This window comes from Anoxybacillus kestanbolensis, assembly GCF_001996285.1.
GTDB classification, from domain to species: domain Bacteria; phylum Bacillota; class Bacilli; order Bacillales; family Anoxybacillaceae; genus Anoxybacillus; species Anoxybacillus kestanbolensis_A.
In genome coordinates this window covers 31,378-52,889 of record NZ_MQAD01000005.1, presented here as the reverse complement: position 1 = coordinate 52,889, position 21,512 = coordinate 31,378, and the positions used below count along the sequence as shown (strand labels likewise).

The 21,512-nt window shown below is 38.9% G+C and carries 21 protein-coding genes and 2 pseudogenes; 10 read left to right on the top strand and 13 right to left on the bottom strand.

The features are described 5' to 3' along the window. Positions 1-57: 57 nt before the first annotated feature. A complete protein-coding gene (locus BO219_RS02610; RefSeq protein WP_006321906.1) occupies positions 58-381 on the bottom strand; it encodes a YnfA family protein in 324 nt (107 codons plus the stop codon). A 67-nt stretch (positions 382-448) separates the two neighbouring features. On the opposite strand from BO219_RS02610, the pseudogene BO219_RS15090 reads away from it, so the two are divergent. Then, positions 449-637 (top strand): annotated as a pseudogene (locus tag BO219_RS15090) (response regulator); the annotation flags it as partial. Positions 638-660: 23 nt separating this feature from the next. On the opposite strand, the pseudogene BO219_RS02605 reads toward BO219_RS15090, so the two are convergent. After that, positions 661-1,053, bottom strand: a pseudogene (locus BO219_RS02605) (sensor histidine kinase); the annotation flags it as partial. 408 nt (positions 1,054-1,461) lie between these two features. Between BO219_RS02605 and BO219_RS02595 the strand changes: the two are divergent. Further along, positions 1,462-1,866: a permease gene (locus BO219_RS02595; RefSeq protein ID WP_077428302.1), complete on the top strand. Its 405-nt coding sequence runs from the start codon at positions 1,462-1,464 to the stop codon at positions 1,864-1,866. Positions 1,867-1,875: 9 nt separating this feature from the next. Here the strand turns inward: BO219_RS02595 and BO219_RS02590 are convergent, their stop codons facing one another. From BO219_RS02590 to BO219_RS02575, 4 genes are all read right to left on the bottom strand, one after another. Beyond that, positions 1,876-3,015, bottom strand: a complete 1,140-nt coding sequence (locus BO219_RS02590; protein ID WP_077428300.1) for a mannitol-1-phosphate 5-dehydrogenase — start codon at positions 3,013-3,015, stop codon at positions 1,876-1,878. A gap of 1 nt (position 3,016) precedes the next feature. After that, a complete protein-coding gene (locus BO219_RS02585) occupies positions 3,017-3,454 on the bottom strand; it encodes a PTS mannitol transporter subunit IIA (protein ID WP_077428298.1) in 438 nt (145 codons plus the stop codon). After that, the gene (locus BO219_RS02580; RefSeq protein WP_077428296.1) at positions 3,455-5,530 is read right to left on the bottom strand and encodes a BglG family transcription antiterminator; all 2,076 of its coding nucleotides are present in this window, start codon (positions 5,528-5,530) and stop codon (positions 3,455-3,457) included. A gap of 187 nt (positions 5,531-5,717) precedes the next feature. Further along, entirely contained in the window at positions 5,718-7,118 is a 1,401-nt protein-coding gene (locus BO219_RS02575; protein WP_077428294.1) for a PTS mannitol transporter subunit IIBC, read from the bottom strand. Positions 7,119-7,344: 226 nt separating this feature from the next. On the opposite strand from BO219_RS02575, the gene BO219_RS02570 reads away from it, so the two are divergent. After that, a complete protein-coding gene (locus BO219_RS02570) occupies positions 7,345-8,109 on the top strand; it encodes a CAP domain-containing protein (RefSeq protein WP_077428292.1) in 765 nt (254 codons plus the stop codon). 70 nt (positions 8,110-8,179) lie between these two features. Here BO219_RS02570 and BO219_RS02565 read toward each other — a convergent pair whose 3' ends face one another. The 6 genes from BO219_RS02565 to BO219_RS02540 form a co-directional block, all read right to left on the bottom strand. After that, positions 8,180-10,240, bottom strand: coding sequence for a GDYXXLXY domain-containing protein (locus tag BO219_RS02565; RefSeq protein ID WP_077428290.1), 2,061 nt, complete (start codon positions 10,238-10,240; stop codon positions 8,180-8,182). A gap of 64 nt (positions 10,241-10,304) precedes the next feature. Next, on the bottom strand, positions 10,305-11,075 hold the full coding sequence (locus BO219_RS02560; protein ID WP_164970107.1) for an IclR family transcriptional regulator: 771 nt from the start codon (positions 11,073-11,075) through the stop codon (positions 10,305-10,307). Positions 11,076-11,134: 59 nt separating this feature from the next. After that, a complete protein-coding gene (locus BO219_RS02555; RefSeq protein ID WP_077428286.1) occupies positions 11,135-13,318 on the bottom strand; it encodes a malate synthase G in 2,184 nt (727 codons plus the stop codon). A gap of 132 nt (positions 13,319-13,450) precedes the next feature. Continuing rightward, the gene (locus tag BO219_RS02550; protein WP_077428284.1) at positions 13,451-14,101 is read right to left on the bottom strand and encodes a TetR/AcrR family transcriptional regulator; all 651 of its coding nucleotides are present in this window, start codon (positions 14,099-14,101) and stop codon (positions 13,451-13,453) included. A gap of 10 nt (positions 14,102-14,111) precedes the next feature. Further along, the gene (locus tag BO219_RS02545; protein WP_077428282.1) at positions 14,112-14,906 is read right to left on the bottom strand and encodes an ABC transporter permease; all 795 of its coding nucleotides are present in this window, start codon (positions 14,904-14,906) and stop codon (positions 14,112-14,114) included. Positions 14,907-14,916: 10 nt separating this feature from the next. Further along, positions 14,917-15,789: an ABC transporter ATP-binding protein gene (locus tag BO219_RS02540; RefSeq protein WP_077428280.1), complete on the bottom strand. Its 873-nt coding sequence runs from the start codon at positions 15,787-15,789 to the stop codon at positions 14,917-14,919. Between the two features lie 152 nt (positions 15,790-15,941). On the opposite strand from BO219_RS02540, the gene BO219_RS02535 reads away from it, so the two are divergent. Together BO219_RS02535 and BO219_RS02530 are read left to right on the top strand one after the other, a co-directional pair. Continuing rightward, the gene (locus BO219_RS02535) at positions 15,942-16,787 is read left to right on the top strand and encodes an SPFH domain-containing protein (RefSeq protein ID WP_077428278.1); all 846 of its coding nucleotides are present in this window, start codon (positions 15,942-15,944) and stop codon (positions 16,785-16,787) included. A gap of 13 nt (positions 16,788-16,800) precedes the next feature. Then, positions 16,801-16,962 carry a type II toxin-antitoxin system antitoxin gene (locus tag BO219_RS02530; protein ID WP_003397421.1) on the top strand — a complete coding sequence of 54 codons (162 nt, stop codon included), beginning with the start codon at positions 16,801-16,803 and terminating at the stop codon, positions 16,960-16,962. Positions 16,963-17,021: 59 nt separating this feature from the next. Here BO219_RS02530 and BO219_RS02525 read toward each other — a convergent pair whose 3' ends face one another. Beyond that, a complete protein-coding gene (locus tag BO219_RS02525) occupies positions 17,022-17,609 on the bottom strand; it encodes a cell wall hydrolase (RefSeq protein ID WP_077428276.1) in 588 nt (195 codons plus the stop codon). Between the two features lie 278 nt (positions 17,610-17,887). On the opposite strand from BO219_RS02525, the gene ric reads away from it, so the two are divergent. The 5 genes from ric to BO219_RS02500 all read left to right on the top strand — a co-directional run bounded on the left by ric (position 17,888) and on the right by BO219_RS02500 (position 21,505). Next, a complete protein-coding gene (gene ric, locus BO219_RS02520) occupies positions 17,888-18,592 on the top strand; it encodes an iron-sulfur cluster repair di-iron protein (RefSeq protein WP_077428274.1) in 705 nt (234 codons plus the stop codon). Positions 18,593-18,725: 133 nt separating this feature from the next. Further along, positions 18,726-19,166 (top strand): MarR family winged helix-turn-helix transcriptional regulator, encoded by a 441-nt coding sequence (locus BO219_RS02515; RefSeq protein WP_198936638.1) that lies wholly within the window; start codon positions 18,726-18,728, stop codon positions 19,164-19,166. Positions 19,167-19,222: 56 nt separating this feature from the next. Then, positions 19,223-19,621: a DoxX family protein gene (locus BO219_RS02510; RefSeq protein WP_171700097.1), complete on the top strand. Its 399-nt coding sequence runs from the start codon at positions 19,223-19,225 to the stop codon at positions 19,619-19,621. A gap of 11 nt (positions 19,622-19,632) precedes the next feature. Then, complete coding sequence (locus BO219_RS02505) at positions 19,633-20,337, top strand: pirin family protein (protein ID WP_077428268.1); 705 nt, start codon at positions 19,633-19,635, stop codon at positions 20,335-20,337. Between the two features lie 190 nt (positions 20,338-20,527). Then, positions 20,528-21,505, top strand: coding sequence for a LacI family DNA-binding transcriptional regulator (locus tag BO219_RS02500; RefSeq protein WP_077428266.1), 978 nt, complete (start codon positions 20,528-20,530; stop codon positions 21,503-21,505). Positions 21,506-21,512: the final 7 nt, after the last annotated feature.

The following is a 21,512-nucleotide window of genomic DNA, read 5'->3' as shown; positions in this document are numbered from 1 at the left end:
ATTATTTTTTACCACTTTTTAACAAATTAATATAGCACCTTATTATTAAACTAAAGTTTAACTACGTGGAGCTAATAACATTACCCCAACCCCTATTAAACAAATCGCCCCACCAATCCAATCATACATATCGGGCGTTTTTTTATCTATCCACCATCCCCATAGTAGTGATAAAACAATAAAAATCCCACCATATGCAGCGTACACTCGCCCGAACGATGGAAATGACTGAAACGTTGCAATAACACCATATAATGTTAAACATATTCCCCCAAAAATTCCATACATCGTTGGTTTCCCTTCTCGCAACCAAAGCCATACAAGATACCCTCCGCCGATTTCGGCAAAACCAGCTAGTAAAAATAACATAATCGCACTCATATACCCGCTCCTCTTTTTTGTTGTGGATAGTTGAATTTTATAATGGCTGAGCAAGTATCACAAGCCCGTGGTGCTACAAACGTTTACCCACTTATCATCCCTTGGATTAGCCGATTACACGAGCCTGAATTTGAACATTTCGCTCCACAAGAGATCCGTTTACACGTGTGCGAGTTATAAGCCGACGAAAGAACAACAAAATGCTGTAATGAGCGTAAAAAATTTTTTAACCTCCTTTTATATGGAAATAAAAAAGGTGCCCGTAACGGACACCTCTTTCTACCGTCGAACGGGTAACTTAATAACAAACGTCGTTCCTTTCTCTGAACTGTCGTGAAGTGCAATCGTTCCACCATGGTTTTCAATAATTCGTTTCACGATCGTCAGCCCCAAGCCTGTCCCCGATGACTTTGTTGTGATGAATGGTTCAAAAATCGTCTCGTGCATATCTTTCGGAATTCCGCTTCCAGAGTCGTATACGTACATGTTGTATGTTTCACCTACATCAGAATATAGGCAAATTGTGCCATCTTCTCCGACGGCTTCGATGCTGTTATAGAGTAAATTATACAACACTTGCATCATTTGTTTCGAATCAAGCTGTAACGGCACGTGATCAAGGCGCACGTGCACACGTATGTTTTTTGCTTCTAACGTTTGTTGTAACAATGAAGTAAACAAAAACGATAGGCAAGAAGAGAAATTTTGCATCGCTCTACTAAACAACATAAACGGTGCGGTATAATAAAAAATAACAAAGGAGTGACAGCGATAGTCAACTACCCCCACTTAGCTAACGCTTGAAGTGGGGGCTTGCAACTCCCCAGAAGTGCGAGCGGACTTTGTCCTCCTTCCTTGACTTGGAGTTGCATCAAGGGGCAGGTTGACAACTACCCAACAATGCAGGTCATGCCTACTGTAACCAACTCCATACATCGAGTAGCAGTTATCGGAGTGCCTTTATTTAACGGTTTTCTCCATGCCTTTATTATCTCATACACAAAAGAAAGGGGGAACGCGTATTCCTCACCCACTTACTCCCTTTAGTCGTTGAAGTGGGAGTCTCCTGCGCGAAATAGGATGAAACTTCCTAATAGTGGATCGAAACAGTGGTACGGCGTTGGCACTTTTTTATTTTTTCTCTTTTTTTGTGTGTTGATTGCATCTCGTTTATTGCTTAGTGTAGAGTTGGGCTTGAAGCAATTCATTGGCCTTGGAATCACTGCCTTTATTTTATCATGTATTATCGGATTAAGTGGGTTTTTCGGTAAAAAAACGTTTGTCATCATATGTTCCTCTTTCTCTACTATCGGATTCGCTTATGCCTTGTTTATTTCGTTTACCCGTATGAACGTGGGATGGAGCGATGTGACAAGCATTATTTCCTTTCTTGTTATTTCAACGTTCGGTATCATTGTAGGAGTCATCGCCGAAATCGTTCGCACTCTTTTGAAAAAAAGTCCAAGTAAAAAGAGCCATCTATAAAGATGGCCCCTACATATAAAGCATTTGTTTTTTCACTTCTACAACAATCGGATGATTAGACGGGAGCTTCGCATATTTTTCGAGCGCCCCCTCTACTCCGCTTTCTTTGATCGTTTGTTGAAGTTGTACTGCTTCAGCATCCCCTTCATAATCAAATAGCAACAACGCCGCAATTCCTTTTGTTAAAGATGCAGGAACTTCTCCAAAGCATTCGTAATATTTCAGCGCTGGTCGAATGAGTCGATCGTTCGGTCCGAGTTTACGGATTGGCGAACGAGCCACTCGTGTCACTTCATCTGTCATAGAAGGATTGATGAACCGTTGAACAATTTTTTCAATATATGCTTGATGCTCGGCTTCATTCCAACCGTATTGATGAACAAGCACTCGCCCTGATTCACGTAACGCGTTTGTCACGTCTGCGAGAATATCTTGATCTTCCATCGCTTGACGAATCGTCTCATATTTTTTACGGTATCCTAAATAAGCAACGAGCGCATGGCCTGTATTGACAGTAAACAGCTTTCTTTCGATGTATGGTTGTAAATCATCAACAAAATGCGCCCCAATAATGTGTGGAATATTTCCAATCACTTCTTTCGTCTCGATCACCCATTCAAAAAACGGTTCAACAACAACGGTTAACGGATCTTCATGAGTTTGGTTTGGAACGATGCGATCAACCGCACAGTTTAAAAATCCACATTTATCTTCTAAAGATGTTTGTTCTTGTTCTGATAGATGCTCCCAGACGTATGTCTTTAAATGTTCGCTACCACCGATCATATTTTCGCAAGCGATGATATGAACAGGTCGATCTGTTAATCGTTTTTTTAATCCTTCCGCAATCGTCTGTGAAATAAGAGGTAAAATATTTGGTCCAACAGCTGTCGTCACTAAATCTGCACGCGCAATTTGATCAATAATTTCATTTTGCTGGTGCTGACTATGCAACGCGGATACGCTGCGAACAACTTGTGTTTCTGTCGTCTCTCCTGCGATGATCACTTCATATTGACCTTTTTGTTGAAGTGCTTGTACAATTTTTTCATTTACATCAACAAATACAACATTATACCCTGATTGCGACAACAAACTGCCAATAAATCCTCTCCCAATATTCCCAGCACCAAAATGAACAGCTAGCATATTATTTCACCTCGTTTAATAGTTGCAAAATTTCTTCTTCTGTCGTTGCGGAAATCATCTTTTGAATGTTTTCTTCTTCCGAACATACGATCGCAACTTTCGACAAAATTTCTAAATGCTCATTATCTTTCCCTGCGATGCCGATTAAAATTTTCGCAACATTTCCTTCTCCAAAGTCCACTCCATTCGGCACTTGAACAATTGATAAACCCGCTTGCTTCACAAGTTTTTTTGCATCTTCCGTACCGTGCGGAATCGCTACAAAATTCCCCATATATGTTGAGGTTAGCGCTTCTCGTTCAAACATTTTGTCAATATAAAACTCCTCTACGTATCCTTGCTCAACTAAAATACGTCCTGCTAATCGAATCGCTTCTTCTTTCGTTTTTACGTCTGCACCTAGTACAATATTTTCTTTTTTCAATACTGTCACGATCATTCACTCCTTGTGCTGTTGAATTTGTTCGTAAAAAAATTTTTCTAATTGTGCACTGAAAAACGCATAAATTTGTTCTTTACTTCCTTTTGAAAACAATTCCATACTTTCTTCATCTTTAATGATGAGCGAGCTAACATGACTAAGCACTTGCAACATATCATCTGGTGCATTTTTTGGTGCTAGCAACAACAAAAGACGGTTCAGCATCATCGGCTGTTGATCCATACCGATGATCGTTTGTGAGTGTGTTAGTGTATACATCGTAAAAGATGGTTGTAACACATCTTCACTCCGTGTGTGATACAGCGCTAAAGTCGTATTTGGAATTCCTAATCCACCGACTTGCTCGCGTTGTAGCAATTCTTCAACGACTCGCTCTTTGCTGCGAATCACGCCATGTTGCTCAAGATGTGCGCACGCATGCATCAATGCGTCTTGAAGCGAGTAAGAAGATAGCTCCCGCATAGAAAAGCCGTTTAATAACTGAACAATCGTCTCACTCACGACATGAATCGAACGAATGTTTTCAATCCCTTTCTTCGATGAATTTACTTTTTGAGAACGGATAGAAAACGCTTTCGTTTTTAAAAACTGGCGAATCGTAGCAACGTCTTCTTCTGGCAACATCGGATTAACTAGAAAATATGGCTGCGACGTATGAATTGGGACTGTCGATACGATTAAATCATACTCATGCACATCTACACGTTGAACATCAAAAAAAGACTTTTGTTCAATATGCGAAATATCTGGAATTTCTTTTTTTAAACGAGTGGCTAATATTTTCGCGGTTCCGATTCCGCTTGAACAAATAACGAGCGCACGAATTCCTTGCTTGTCACGTAGTAGCGCCGATGCAAAATGAAGAACTAAATATCCAACTTCTTCCTCAGGTACTGTCATGTCCGAGAATACGTAGCGCACACCTCGTTGCACAACATGAAACAATTCACTATAATCTTCCATAATTTTATGAAGCAACGGATTTGTAATGCCCATATGATGCTGGATGCGATATAAAGCTGGCTTTAAATGAACGATTAAATCTTCGTACAACGAATAGTCGTCTGTTAAATCGACTCCTATTTGCTCGCTCACAAAACGTATGAGTTCTTGCGTCTTCATTGCAATTTCTAAACTCGCTTCCTCTAACATATATCCGCGACGAGTCCGTAATTTTGCACCCATTAAATGCATCGTAATGTAACCAATTTCTTCTTTAGGAATGACAAGATGAAACACTTCCTCTAGTCTTTTGGCGATTTTTTCTGCCGTTTCATACTCTTTTGTCATGCTAACGGTTTGCAAATGTTGGGCATCAAAATGAATCGCTTCCCCTTGCATAATGCGCTCAATCGCCAGCGCAAGGTGAATGACGAGCGCAATATACGAACTATCAGCAATCGTAAATGGGAGATCATCTTTCATCGCTTCAATTTGTCGTTCAATCATAAACAGTTTTTTCTTGTCAACAAGTCCGAGTAGCTTTTCCGTTACTGTATTGACCAAATCCGTTGATTTTTTTTGAATCGATTCTTTCATGAAAGAGAAAAACTGCGACTCATCGAAATGATCAAATAACAGTTCACTCATCATTTTACGCTTTGCCGCCTCAGAGCCGCAAATTTCTACTCCATACCCTCTTTTTCGAACGAGGGAAAGACTATGTTTTTTCACTTTTTCTTCAATTTTGTCTAAATCGTTGCTGATCGTGGCGACAGTGACGTTTAAATCATTTGCAAGAGAAATTAATTTCACAGGCTCACCTGATTCTAACAAAGCAATTAAAATCATCGTTTGCCGCTCTTCTGGCGTATATTCCGTATGTGATAAACGGAACAAATACATTTGCAATTGATGCTTTTTGTCTTCGTCACCGACAATTTGAATTCCAACACCTGCTTTTTTGATTAGTTGTAAGTCGTACGCTTCAATGACTTGTTCAACACCTTTTAAATCGCGATGAACGGTTCGTTCACTAACATCTAATTGCTTAGCTATTTCCCCCACTGTAACTCCTTTTGGATGCAACAATAAAAAATCCAATATTTTTCTTTCTCTTGCTGATATATACATACACCCACCTCCTTGGCCAGCAACGATTGTTGACAAATTTTAAAAAGTATATGTTTTTTCAAGAAAATTTTATCGCTAATTTTTTTGTATCACAACAAATAGAAAGCACTTTTTCGTCATTTCGAATGTTGACATTTTTTAAATAAGACGAAAAGGTAAGCGAATCACTTACCTTTTCGTTTGTTCGTTATTCACCTTTTTTTAGCATGTCGATTAACTCATCATATTTCGGACTATTTAAGAAGTTCTCTACAGATACGTGATATGCATTTGGTAGCTTTTCTTTTGCACGATCTGTCAAGTTTTGATGTGTTATTACAACATCTGCATCCGCTGGCAATTGATTAATTGCTGTATTTGTTACTTCAATATCAAGTCCAGCTTTTTGCACTTTGTTTCTCATAATGGAAGCACCCATCGCACTCGATCCCATTCCTGCATCACAAGCAAAAACAATTTTTTTCACTTGTTTTGGTGCTGCTGTATTTAATGCCGAAGCAACACTGCTTTTCTTCCCTTTCAGCTGTTGCATTTGTTCTGTTGCTTGTTCTAAATCACCTTCTTCTTGTTTCGATGTTTTTAAGAAGAAAGATGCGACTAAGAAAGAAACAGCAGCCGCAACGACTACCCCAGCAAGCACGCCTAAGTAATGACCACGCGGTGTCATAGCAAGTAATGCGAAAATACTTCCTGGCGATGGCACAGCCACAAGACCTGCATTAAATAATGTAAATGTAAATACTCCGCTCACACCACCGGCAATTGCAGCTAAAATGAGTACTGGACGCATTAAAATGTAAGGGAAATAAATTTCGTGAATTCCTCCAAGGAAATGAATGATGACTGCACCTGGTGCTGATTGTTTCGCCATTCCTTTTCCGAATAACCAGTACGCAAGTAAAATACCAAGACCTGGACCTGGGTTTGTTTCAAGTAGGAATAAAATCGATTTTCCTGTTTTCGCTGCTTGCTCAACACCAAGCGGACTTAAAATACCGTGGTTGATGGCATTGTTTAAAAATAATACTTTTGCTGGCTCAATAAAAATGTTTGCTAAAGGTAACAACTTTGCGTTAACAATTGTTTCTACACCTGCTGCTAACGTTTTGTTCAATCCTAAAACAATTGGACCAATCCCTTTAAAAGCGACTAATGTGAGCAATCCGCCAATAATACCTGCTGAAAAGTTGTTCACTAACATTTCAAAACCTTGTTTGACTTTTCCGTGGAATAGCTTGTCAAACTGTTTGATTGCATATCCTCCAAGTGGACCCATGATCATGGCCCCTAAAAACATTGGAATGTCTGAACCGACAATAACCCCCATCGTTGCGGTTGCACCGACGACACCACCGCGAACGTCATAAATCATTTTTCCGCCTGTATAACCGATTAATAATGGCAATAAATACGTAATCATTGGGCCAACTAATTTAGCGAATGTTTCATTTGGCAACCAACCTGTTGGGATGAATAATGCAGTAATAATTCCCCACGCAATAAATGCCCCAATGTTTGGCATAATCATTCCGCTTAAATAACTGCCAAAACGTTGCACTTTCACACGAAAACCTGTTTGATCTTCCATGTTTTCTCCTCCTTTGTTTATTTGGTCTTGCTATAGCTTTATATTAAAGCGCTTACAGATTGTGTTCAATTTAAAGTAAATATCATTTTGTCTGTCACAATCTTGTCATTTTTAAAAAACAAAAAGAGGAAAAAACATTTCTCAACCATTCCCATCTTTAGTTTGCCTCATCACTGTAAAAACTAACGGTGCATGACGATGAAATATGCCAAGGAGGGATGAGCAAATGATAGCAAAGTTGACAAAATCTATTGCCGCCTTAAGTTTACTTGCCATTGTTGGCTGTAACAACGCAATGGATATGAACAATCGTTCAAACATTTCTGCTTTGCATACAACGCTGTCTAGCGATCAATATCCTCATACAAAAGCGATATTGATTCAAGAAGCTCGTTATAAATTTGTTCCAATCGATCCGAAAGACGCAGCCAATCTGCGCACACAAATTGAACGATCGTTGATGGAACAGCAAAGAATGTATATGCAACCAAGACCTTATACGCAAGCACCGAATGTGTATCAACGTCCAAATCAAGTAACACCAACACAACCGAACAGACAAACACAACAACCAGCTCAGCAGCAACCAAGACAGACAACACCGACAACAAGTATTAGCCAATATGCACAACAAGTCATTGATTTGACAAATAGAGAACGTGCTCGGGCAGGACTTCCAGCCTTACGTGCTGATGCCCAACTTAGCTCTGTCGCTCAGAAAAAATCGGAAGATATGCGAAAAAATAATTATTTCTCGCATACAAGCCCAACATATGGCTCCCCATTTGATATGATGCGCGATTTTGGCGTTTCTTATCGGACAGCAGGGGAAAACATCGCAAAAGGGCAACGGACACCACAAGAGGTTGTCAACGCATGGATGAACAGCGCAGGACACCGCGCCAACATTTTAAATCGAAACTTTACACATATCGGTGTTGGATTTGATGGAAATGGGAATTACTGGACACAAATGTTTATCGGGAAGTAAAATTTCCTTGCTGCTTTGAAGCGAACTATCAAAAACACCGCCGTCTTCATACGAGGCGGCGGTGTTATGCTCATTGTTCAGACACTTTCTCTAACAACGCATCTCCTGTCTTACTCACGCGTACATATGCAAAGCGAGCGCGCTGTTGTATGTCTCCCCCTGTTTTTTCAGGGACAAAATACGTTTCAATTCCATAAATGATCGTATCTCCATATATATTTCCGTTTACTAATACATCCCCTTCTTGATACATATCCCCATTTCGTTTTTTTCCATTTAATGAATAAATGCCAACTAATCGATGAATTCCCGCTTCATCCTTTCGTAAAATGACTTGCACTTTTCCCCACTCATTCACTCCTTCAATCGTCGAAATATTGTATTGAAGGCGTACATAATCCCCTTGGATAAGCGAACGTGGATCAATTGGTTCAAGCTGTAATTTAATTTGTTGACCATATTGAAGATGTTGTTCTTTATCAAACGTCACATAGATGATAAAAGCACTTTGCAAAATCATGACAACAAAAAGCGGCAACCATTTTTGCTTTGTAAAAGAAAACGAAATCGCTTTTCTTTTTTGTACGGTCGAAGCAACGATCAATAAACATACCCCAACAATCGCTAACGTCATGGATTTATGCAATAAACTCCAAACCCACTCATAATACTTTAGAATCAAAAACAAAAAAGTATATAACCAAGCAATCGATTGTTCCTTTTCATTTGTACGGAAAAAGAGAACAAAGGCAACAAAGCAAAGAAACAGTACGTTCCATACAACATACATCCAATCCATCTCAACTAAATCAGCACTCGTCAATAACAGAAACGAAGTGAATGAAAAAATGAGGAACACGAGTCGCTCATACGTATGTTTTGTAACCCAATAAATAATGCCGTAAAAAACAAATACAGCAAATAACGTGAAACGAATGTCGCTCCATTCATCAAGCATCATCATAGCAGCATAAAGCGAAACAGCGATATTCGTCATCGTTCGCACACCTGCTGGCATACGCCACGCAACAATAAATAATCCAGCGATATATACACTAATTACGATAAAGGAAACCTCTGTTACGCTAAACGCACCGAGCGTATATCCAATCGCAAGCAACGTGTAACGAACAACAACGTTCCATCTTTTCCATAGCAATCCTGGAACAACAAATAAAAAAACAGATATACTAAACAACCAATAAGGAGAAAACACATCAAACCAAAACGATAATAATTGCAATATACTTCCAATCGCAATAACTGAAGCAACCCCTGTGACAATGATTTGAAAAGCGACAAGGAAAACTTTTTCTACTTTTCCGTTGCTTCGCCTTTTCATCCAGCGAAGTACATAAATGCCTATATAAACGATGATAGCAGCTAATACAAGCCCAAATATATACCAATTCCCACCAAAGTGCCGTTCAACAAAGCGAAAATATTGCACGATCCAAAACATACCTGTGAACAACACAGTACATATAAAATACGGTTGTTTTTTTACATATATTAAAAACAACACAAGAATAACAGCATATGCGTATGACCAAAAATGAAAACGATCCATGGAAATTCCTTGAACAAATACGACAAATAGCCAACTATGCATCGCGAAATACGATAGAACAGACAAGATGGATGAGCGTCCAAGAAGTGCAACCATTCCATTTATTACAGCAAAAAGCAATAAAATGAAAAACGATGACCATTCTCCACGTTCGATTTGATACGAAGACGGAAAATAGTAAAACCAAAATGTAAGCTGCAGCAATCCGAAGCTGAATATAGAGAGAAATCGACCGCGAGTAAGCCATGCCAAAATAGCAGTAGGAATAAACCAAATAAAAAACAACAAAAAGCTATCAGCGTGTGAATTATACACTTGCCCAATTAATGCAACACAAATCCCGAACGTAATCGCCCCAAAAATAAGCAACCATTTACTAAAAAAATGATGGCGAAAAACCGTGGCACTCAGGCTATAAAACAAAATCATAAACCCAGCACCAATCCCGACTTTCGTCAACCGTCCAAGCTCCGGCCAATTCGAAGCAAAAAAATAAACAAGTGCTGAAACGAGAAACAAAAGCCCAAGCAAGTAGGTTGTTTTCACAACACGTTGTGCCATATAACGGCCTCCTTAAACTTCGCTTTCTTACTATTATACTATAGTTGGAGACCGCACGTATACGTCATTTATCAATATACCCAAGCCGCTCAGAAATTTGTTTTCCAATCGCTTTCATTTGTATGCGAAGTTGTTCTAGTCGTTCATCCGTCATACGAATCGTCGGCCCAGACACACTGACTGCTGCAACAACTTGCTTTGTGTGATCAAAAATAGGCACAGCTATACAACGGATGCCGTACTCGTTTTCCTCTAAATCAAGCGCATAACCGCGTTTTCGAACACATTCAAGTTCATGAAACAACACCTCTCGCTCTGTAATCGTATAATCTGTATGTGGCGGTAATCCTTTTCTTTCTAAAATGTCCATGACAACGTGCTTTGGTAAGTGCGCTAAAATCGCTTTCCCGACAGCCGTACAATGCATCGGTGCTCGCTTTCCAACTTTCGAATGCATGCGCAACGTTTCATTTCCGTCCAATTTTTCAATATAAATCACCTCACCTTGATCGTACACAACAAGATGCACCACTTCGTTCGTCATTTGTTCTAACTCACGTAAATACGGCTTTGCTTCTTTACGCAAATCAATCGATTCCAACAACTTCGAGCTCATTTCTAAAAATTTATAGCCAAGTTTATAACGCTCTGTTTCTTCATCTTGTTCAATATACCCATGCTCAACAAGCGTTGATAATAACCGATACACCGAGCTTTTATGAATGCCAATTTGCTTAGCAATTTCGGTTACCCCTACGCCATGCCGATAGTTGCTTACCATATCGACAATTTGCAATGCTCGGCTGACTGATTTCACAAACGAATCTTCCCTCATTACATTTCCCACCTTTAACATAATAACGAGGGCACTCGTATAGAATGCCCTCCATCTTACTATTGTTTTACATGTGCATATTTTGCTTTTGCTTCTAAACGGCGGCGATGTAAGATTGGCTCCGTATAGCCGTTTGGTTGCTCATAGCCTTTAAAAACAAGATCGCACGCAGCTTGGAAAGCAACTGAGTTGTCATAATCAACCGACATCGGCCGATATGCTGGGTCGTCTGCATTTTGTTCATCAACAACTTTCGCCATTCGCTTTAACGTTTCAAGTACTTGTTCTTTCGTACAAATGCCATGATGCAACCAGTTGGCAATATGTTGACTTGAAATACGCAACGTTGCACGATCTTCCATGAGACCGATGTTATGAATATCCGGTACTTTCGAACACCCAATCCCTTGATCAATCCAACGAACGACGTAACCGAGAATACCTTGTGCGTTGTTATCCAACTCTTGTTGAATTTCCTCTGGTGTCCATCGTGGATGAATCGCGACAGGAATTTGTAATATGTCGTCACGATAATTTTTTATATGTTTTCTCAACTCATCTTGCACCGCAAATACGTCGACCTTATGATAATGGAGTGCATGTAACGTCGCTGCTGTTGGGGACGGCACCCACGCTGTATTCGCTCCTGCTTGCGGATGAGCAATTTTTTGTTTTAACATTTCGGCCATCATATCAGGCATTGCCCACATGCCTTTACCAATTTGAGCACGTCCTTGAAAGCCCGTCGCCAATCCCACACTAACGTTTGATTTTTCATAGCCTTGCAGCCATGTCGATGATTTCATTTCGTTTTTCCGAATCATCGGACCCGCTTCCATGGACGTATGAATTTCATCTCCTGTGCGATCTAAAAAGCCTGTATTAATAAAAACAATTCGATCTCTTACTTGATAAATACAATTTTTTAAATTCAACGTTGTCCGTCGTTCTTCATCCATTACACCAATTTTAATCGTGTTTCGTTCAAGACCGAGCATATCTTCCACACGATCAAATAATTCGTTCGCAAATGCTACTTCTTCTGAACCGTGCATTTTCGGCTTTACAATATAAATGGAACCTTTTCTTGAATTGACGTATTTTCCATTACCAAGAAGCGAATGCTTCATAATTAACGTCGTCACAACCGCATCTAAAATGCCTTCATACACTTCTTCTCCGTTTTCAAGCAAAATTGTATTGTTTGTCATTAAATGTCCGACGTTGCGCACAAACATAAGTGAGCGTCCTGGCAAGTTGAGCGTTTCGCCGCTTGGCGTTGTATATACACGATCTGGATTTAATTCGCGCGTAACGGTTTTGTTTCCTTTTGTAAAGCTCGCCGTTAAGTCACCACGAACTAAGCCGAGCAAATTGCGATATACAAGCACTTTATCTTCCGCGTCTACTGCGGCAACGGAATCTTCGCAATCCATAATCGTTGTTAAAGCTGACTCTAAATAAACGTCCTTAATACCTGCTGGATCCGTCTGTCCAATTGGATGAGTACGATCAATTTGTATTTCAATATGTAGGCCGTTGTTTTTTAATAAAATAGCGGATGGTTGTGTTGGCGAACCTTGATATCCGACAAATTTTTCCTCATGTTGTAACGTTGTCGTTTGTCCATCTTTTACGGTGACAGTTAATGTACCATTTACGACAGCGTATTGCACAGCATCTTTGTGCGAATACCCACGAAGCGGTACCGTTTCATCCAAAAATTCACGCACATAAGCAATGACTTTCTCACCGCGCACCGGATTGTATCCCTTTATGCGCTCTGCACCATCTTCTTCACTAATGACATCTGTTCCATACAACGCATCGTACAAACTTCCCCAACGGGCATTGGCTGCATTGAGCGCGTAACGTGCGTTTGTAACCGGAACAACAAGTTGTGGCCCCGCTTGTTTAGCAATTTCATCATCGACATTTTCTGTCGTAATTTCAAAGTCCTCGACTTCCGGCTCTAAATAGCCGATTTCCTGTAAAAACGATTTATATTGTTCAAAATTGAACTGCGAACGATGTTGTTTATGCCATTCATGAATTTTTTCTTGCAGCTCATCGCGTTTGGCAAGCAACGCTTTATTTTTTGGTGTTAACTCATTAATGAGTTGCTCAAAGTTTTTCCAAAATTTATCTTTATCTACTTGGCTATTTGGCAATACTTCTTCAACGATAAATTCATAAAACAACTTAGCGACTTGCAAACGTCCAACTTGTACATATTCCCCCATCATTATTCCCCTTTCTTTTTTGTTGCGTATTACGAAACATAGTTTCAAATTTCTTGAGAATATCATATCATATAAAAACATAAAATTTCAATAATTTTCTTACAAATAAATGAGGCGGGAAAAACCCCGCCTTCACTTGTAAATTCCATACTTTATAATATTCACATATTCCTCTAACTCCCGTACAAGCAAATCCCCTTGTCGAATGGGATCATATTGTTTATGTTTATACAGTTGCATGTACTTATTTGATAATTGTTCCACGATCAACATCGTCATGCGCACGACCGTCTCAACACACACATCATCACGTAATGTTTCTTTGTGAAGAAGGTCTTTTAAAAAAATATGTTGCAATTGAAAATCCTCTGCATATGTTTCATAGTGTTTTGCAAGCAGTTGCTCCATTTCTTTTTTTACCGCTTTTGATGGATTAGCAACTGCATCGATGACTAGTTGTGTTTCATTCGGATATTTCATAAATATTTGTTGTTTAATAAGCACAATTTGTTTTATTCGTTCAAAGAAATCGTTACATCTTATTTCGTTTACTGCTTCCATCGTCTTTTCAGTCAACAACTGTTTTGCATAATGAACAACATATAAATATAAGTTTTTTTTACTTTTAAAGTAATGAAATAACAATCCCTTTGAAATGCCAGCGCGACTCGTCATCACATCCGTTGATGCATTGTCGTATCCGTTTTGTACAAACTCTTCGATCACGGTTTGAATAATGAGTTTCTTTTTTTCTTCCGGTTGCCTTTCAAACGCTTCGTACAATCAAACCACCTCACGTGACGATATCCTTCTTTTGATAAATGACATATGCTACAATAATGCTTACACTCATGATTACAATCATCAAAACTGTATACAACCAGTCCATTTGAAGCTCGTTAATAATCGGTGCTGCATCGACATATTTAAACGGACTCACATACTTTAAAAACGATAAATCGTCAGAAATACTTGACATCATATTCATAAAATAAGTGACAAAGACAAGACCGAGGGCAAATGATGATGCATTTCTCGTTTTACGCATTATCGTTGATAATAAAAACGCCACAGCTGCAAACGTAAAGTGAAGAAATACTGTTGCCAATGTCAGTAAATAAACAGCCTTCAGTGATACATCGTATTCTTTAGCCATTTGAAAACCAATAAAACTAACAAGCAAAGAAACCGCATTTAAAATAAGAATGTTCACCGCCACAACAAGCCATTTCTTTGTTAAAATTTCACTTCTTGTTACTGGTTTAGCGAGTAAAAATTCAATCGTTTTATCATTCTCCTCTTTTGCGACGATGTTGGCAGCTAACATCGCTGCGTAGACGCTACCAAGTAACGTCGTCATCGTATATACACGAACACCGTAATACCCAGTTAAATCACCAATGCTTAGTTGATCCATTCCAAATGCTTTAATCATCGCTGGGGGCAACGATTGAAGAAGTTTTGTGACCTCTTTTTGTTGCTCTGCAAACTGTGGAAAAATACTTAACGTTAAAAGAACGAGCCCGCCAATTACAACGCTCCAGATGACCAATGATTTTGCGTTTCGTTGCCATTCTCTTTTAAACATCGTCCATCCCTCACTTTTCGTAATAGTGCATAAACACATCTTCAAGAGACGGTTCGCTAATCGACACATCTTTGATGCGCAGACTGTGCAGCTGAGCAATGAGTTCGTTCATATCTCCTTTATATAACATCGTCATCTCATTGCCTTTCACTTCTTTGTTTACAATACCTGACAAATCAAATGTCATATGTTGCCCTTCTTCAAACACGACCGTCACGTGTTTCAAATGGTTTTTCGTTAAATGCTCAACCGTTTCCACCTGAATTAACTTTCCTTCCTTAATAATTGCTACACGGTCGCAAAGCTTTTGTACTTCTGAAAGAATGTGTGAAGAGAAGAAAATCGTTACACCTTTTTTTCGTTCTTCCAAAAGTAGTTCAAAAAATGTATGCTGCATGAGCGGATCTAATCCACCTGTTGGTTCATCTAAAATTAGCAATTTTGGCTCGTGTAAAAGCGCCTGAACGATACCGACTTTCTTTCGATTTCCAAACGATAAATCTTCAATTTTTTTATGCACATCTAAATCAAGACGTTCAGCTAATTGTTTCAATCGTCGATCTGACACTTTGTAAAATGATGCCGAATACGTCAATAAGTCGATTACTTTCATATCGTCATAGTAATGCACTTCAGAAGGTAAATAACCGACATGTCTCCGAATTTCTTTTGCATCTTTCACAATATCTTTCCCGAAAATTGTAGCACTACCGCTTGTTGGATAAATAAAATTTAATAACGTGCGAATCGTTGTGCTTTTTCCTGCCCCATTTGGCCCAATAAACCCAAAAATTTCTCCTTCTTCAATTGAAAATGTAACACCGTCAATCCCTCGGTTGTTTTTATACATTTTCGTTAATTGATTGACATTGACAATCCCCATTATTTCGCCTCCCTCGGCACTATTTAACCATTGACCAACAAGTCAATTCCATTATATAGAATTTTGACTGATTAGTCAAAGAAAATAAATTTACATATAATAGAAAAATATGATATCATAAAAATATTAAAGTGATGTGAGGAGGAGAAAAAATGAAAGAAAAAAGAGCATGGTATGTAAATGGTTTTCTCGCTTTATTTTTTATCATCGTGTTGCTTACAGGAGCTGTTTGGCTATTTTTTATGAATATGGAACTTGCACTTCCGCTTTCGTTTGTTTTTCTTGCTTTCCTATTATCAACAGGGATGACAATGGTTCAGCCTAATCAAGCAAAAGTTGTCATCTTTTTCGGAAAATATATCGGGACTATTCGCGATAGTGGCTTATTTCTAACCGTTCCCCTCAGCGTTCGCAAAACCGTTTCGTTACGTGTTCGCAACTTTAATAGTGCAAAGCTAAAAGTAAATGACATTGAGGGAAACCCGATTGAAATTGCAGCTGTCGTCGTTTTTAAAGTCGTTGATTCAGCAAAGGCGATGTTTGATGTAGATCACTATGAACAATTCGTTGAAATCCAGAGTGAAACAGCCATTCGTCACGTCGCAACAAAATACCCATATGACACATTTGAAACTGAAGATATTTCACTTCGTGGAAATGCCGACATTGTTTCAGAAGTATTAGCAAAAGAACTACAAGAAAGATTGAATGTTGCAGGTGTTGAAGTCATTGAAGCACGTCTAACACACTTGGCGTACTCAACGGAAATCGCAAGTGCCATGTTACAACGACAACAAGCAGCTGCCATCTTAGCGGCAAGACAAAAAATCGTCGAAGGAGCAGTTTCAATGGCAAAAATGGCGATTGAACAACTTGACAAAGAGGCTCATTTACAATTAGATGAAGAAAGAAAAGCGAATATGGTTAATAATTTGATGGTGGCGATCATTTCTGATCGCGGAGCCCAACCTGTTATTAATGCCGGAACTTTATACTAACGGTGAACAACAAATGACAAAGAAAAAAAACTTTCCGCTACGAATCGACCCAAAATTATACGAAATCATCGAACGTTGGGCACAAGATGAATTTCGAAGCGTGAATGCTCATATCGAATTTTTACTTCGTGAAGCAGCAAAGCGCGAAGGACGTTTGAAAGAAAATAAAAAGTAAAAAGGTGTCCCAAAAACTTTCTGGGACACCTTTCGCTTCAATCATATGAAACAAACCTTTTATTTCGCAAATACATGATTTCCAATAACAACTGTCACTTGACGTGAACGGATCCATTCGCTTTTCGCCGTTTTTGGATTGTAAAAATATAATGATCCGCTTCCTAAACCGCGAAAAGCAATGGCTTCTTCAACCGCTCGATATGCTTCACGATCTGCTGGTTTGTTAATCTCTCCATTTTGTACAGGAGTAAACGCATAATATCCCCCAGAACGTTCATAAATGACTTGACGAATCGTATTCGGGAAATTCGGATGATCGACACGGTTCAAAACGACAGTTGCCACCGCTACTTTTCCTGCATATGGTTCCCCTTTTGCTTCCGCATGAACAAGACGGGCCAATAAATCTTTATCAGCTTGAGAAATAGGTTGCGGGATGCGCAATGTTTCACCAACAAACAAAACGTCCGATTGTTTTTGATTTATTCGTTGGAGTTCAAGCAATGAAACATTGTAGCTTTTTGCAATCGTCCAAAACGTTTCACCTGGCTTTACGTAATGAACTGTCGTTTGCGCATTCACTTCAGTTGTTGAAAAACAAAAAGCTGCTACAAAGACAGAAGCAAGTGCTAGCAATTTCCTCATATTATCCCTCCTAGTCCGTTGCTCGCTTATAAGACTAGCAGGGATTTAGCAATCTATCATTATCTAATTTATGGAAAACACCCGGATCATATGGCGCTCAAAGCCCGAGAAGGTATATGGAAATTTATTCATAAACTATTATACTTTCAATATGAACAGTTTATTTGTCAAAGTTTTTTCCAAAATCACAAGAATTATGTGATGAGCATCACAACAAACAGACAAAAAAGAAGATATGATTACATTGTAAATATCAATACATTTCGGAGGAGAAAATTATGGAAAATATATTCAATGCACAATCGACGGTCGGTGAAATTGTGGTGATGTTCCCAAAAGCGAGCGATTTGTTTAAAGCATATAAAATTGATTTTTGTTGTGGTGGAAATCGTTCCTTATCTGAAGTGCTCGCTGAAAAACAATTAGATATAGAAACAATTTTAAGCGAGCTACAATCACTGTATGAAAAATCGCTCGAAAAGGTAGAAAAAAACTGGATGGAGGCTTCCTATACAAATTTAATCGAGCATATTGTTCAAAAACATCATCATTTTTTAATGGAAGAATTACCACAACTTAGCCCATATGTAACAAAAGTGGCACGCGTTCATGGTCCCACACAACCACACTTAGTTGAAGTGCATAAGCTGTTCAATGAGCTAAAAACCGAACTAGAACAACATTTAATGAAAGAAGAAACAAAAGCATTTCCATTAATCATCCAATTCGAACAATATCCGACAAAAGAAAATGAACAAGCGATGAGAGAAGTTATTGAAGAACTTGTTACCGAACACGATACGGCAGGAGATATCATTAAAGAAATTCGCAAAATCACGAACGATTTTACACCACCTTTTGATGCATGTGGAACGTATCGACTAGTTTACAATCGGCTTGAAACGCTAGAGGAAGATCTATTCACTCATATTCATCTTGAGAATAATATTTTATTTCCGCGCATTCTTGACGAAAGTAAATAAGGAATCATCGGTGCTAGTCGAAAGCGTATGGCTGAACTAGCACCTTATACGATATCCATAAAAACAACTATATTGACAACTTACTTTTCGTAAGTTTATAATTATCTTGAAATCAAGATAAAGGTTGATGCACATGAGCCAAAACGATCAAACATTATCATTAAAACTATTCATTGTCCTTTCTAGAGCACATAAAGCGGTGTCGGAACATGTAAAACATGACATTCAACGTTACGGACTAAACCCAACGGAGTTTGGTGTGCTCGATTTGCTGTATCATAAAGGAGCGCAGCCGATCCAACAAATCGGTGATAAAATTTTGCTTACAAGTGGAAGCATGACATACGTCATCGACAAACTCGAAGAAAAAGGATATATCGTCCGGCAACATTGTGAAAAGGACCGCCGCATTACGTACGCTGTTATTACTGAAGAAGGAAAAGCACTAATGGATCACATTTTCCCGCAGCACGCACAAAAAATGTTGGAGATTTTCCAATCTTTGTCCACAGATGAAAAAGAAATGGCGATTCACTTGCTCAAAAAGATAGGTCTTTCATTAGCGCCTTTTTAAAGGCCTATCGCACAACTTTTATCTTGAAATCAAGATATATGAAAGGAGAAATGATTATGATGCACATTGGTATTTTACTTATCCGTCTCGCTGTCGGTTTAACTTTTGTCGGTCATGGCGCGCAAAAGTTGTTCGGATGGTTCGGAGGATATGGCTTAAAAGGAACGGGAGGATGGTTTGAATCGATCGGACTAAAACCTGGAGTGACTATGGCTTTAATCGCTGGATTAGCTGAATTCGTCGGTGGATTATTGTTTGCCCTAGGGTTGTTCACCCCATTTGCAGCTTTGTTGATCGCTGCTACAATGGTCGTCGCTATCGTAAAAGTGCACGCTCCGAACGGATTTTGGGTCACTCAAAATGGCTTTGAGTACAACTTTATTTTGATTGTTGTTGTGATCGGCATTGCTCTTATCGGCGCAGGCGACTACTCAATTGATGCACTTATAAAATAAGGAGGCACACCATGATTCACGTATATCCTGCACATGAACGATTTGAATCAAACCACGGTTGGTTGCAAAGTTATTTTAGTTTTTCATTTGCTGAATATTTTGATCGAAACAATATGAACTTTGGCCCATTGCGCGTATTTAACGATGATATCATCGCGCCACAACGTGGTTTTGGAGCTCACCCTCATCAAGAAATGGAGATTGTGACAGTCGTCTTAAAGGGACAGCTCGAACATCGCGATAATCTAGGCAATCATCGCATCATTTCGTTCGGTGAAGTACAACGAATGACAGCTGGAACAGGTATTGTACATTCAGAAATGAATCCATCTGCTACAGAAGAAGTCAATCTGCTACAACTTTGGTTTCTACCTGAAGCACGCGGTCTTACCCCGTCATATGAACAAGTTTCATATGATATTGAAAAAATGAAAAATCGTTTATTACCTATTGTTTCGAAAACACAGGCCGGAAATGAAGTTGCCTACATTCATCAAGATATAACGATGTATTTATCCGATTTAGAAAATAACCAGCACGTTACATTCCAACAACAAGAAGGACGTCGAATATATTTGTTTGTTATTGAAGGAGAACTCGTATTAAATGATGATACAATGTTACAACGTCGCGATGCTGCGCGTATAACAGATATAACAACATTGCATATCACCGCAAAAACAAACAGCCGTTTTATGCTCATTGATTTACCGTAGTTGCCAGCTTGCCCATGAAAACGGGCAAGCTGATCTTCTTTTGAAAAAGACTTTTTTCATCATTATGCCACTCGATTTCTGTCAATCCAACATCATTCTGACTAAAATCCTCCTGAAATATGAAACCTTTTACACCTCCATCAAAAAAGAAGTAAAATATAACTATATGTCGTCAAAAGTAGGTGAAAATATGGCAAATATTCGTGAAATCGCAAAACGTGCAGGCGTTTCTGTTTCAACTGTCTCACGTGTTCTTAATGGTTATCCATATGTTAAGGAAGAAAAGCGAAAAGCCGTATGGGACGTCATTCATGAATTAAATTACAAAAAAAATATTAATGCTGTTCACTTATCAAAAGGAAAAACGAATATTGTTGGAGTGATGTTACCGACCATCAATCACCCATACTTCAGTATGATTGTAGAGGGAATTTCCGAAGAAGCATTGCGATACGGATACCATCTTCTCTTTTTTCAAACAAACTATGATATACATAAAGAACAAGAAGCACTTGAAATGTTGCGTGTCAAGCAAATGGATGGTCTCATTATTTGTTCGCATACCATTCGTCTCGAAACCATTGCATCCTATGCAGATGATGGTCCAATCGTTTTATGTGAAGATACATCAGAGCCGCATCTGTTTTCCGTATACATCGACCATTACCATGCCTTTGCGCTTGGAATGGATTATTTAATAAAAAAAGGACATTCAAAAATCGGATATTGTCTTAGTCGACCAACGAGCATCAATAGCCAAAAGCGGATGGCGGCCTACAAAGATGCGCTTCAACGCATACATGCCCCGATTCGTCCTAATTGGATGTTTCATCATTGTTTGCATATGAATGACGGGAAGCGAATTGTATCTACTATTCTTTCTCTCGAGGAAAAGCCAACCGCTCTACTCGTTGCTAGCGATCAAGTTGCTGCAGGAATTGTTTTATGGGGAAAAACGTATGGATTACATGTTCCAAACGATTTAGCTATCGTTAGTTTTGATAACCATCCTATTTCAGAAGCGTTGCATATCACGACAATTGAGCTACCTCTTTCGCTCATGGGAAAAAAAGCTTTCCAGATGATATACAACCATTTCATAAACGAAAAGACAGAACCGAAAAAAGAAAAAATGCCCGTTCGTTTGATTGAACGAGCATCAGTATAGTGGCAAG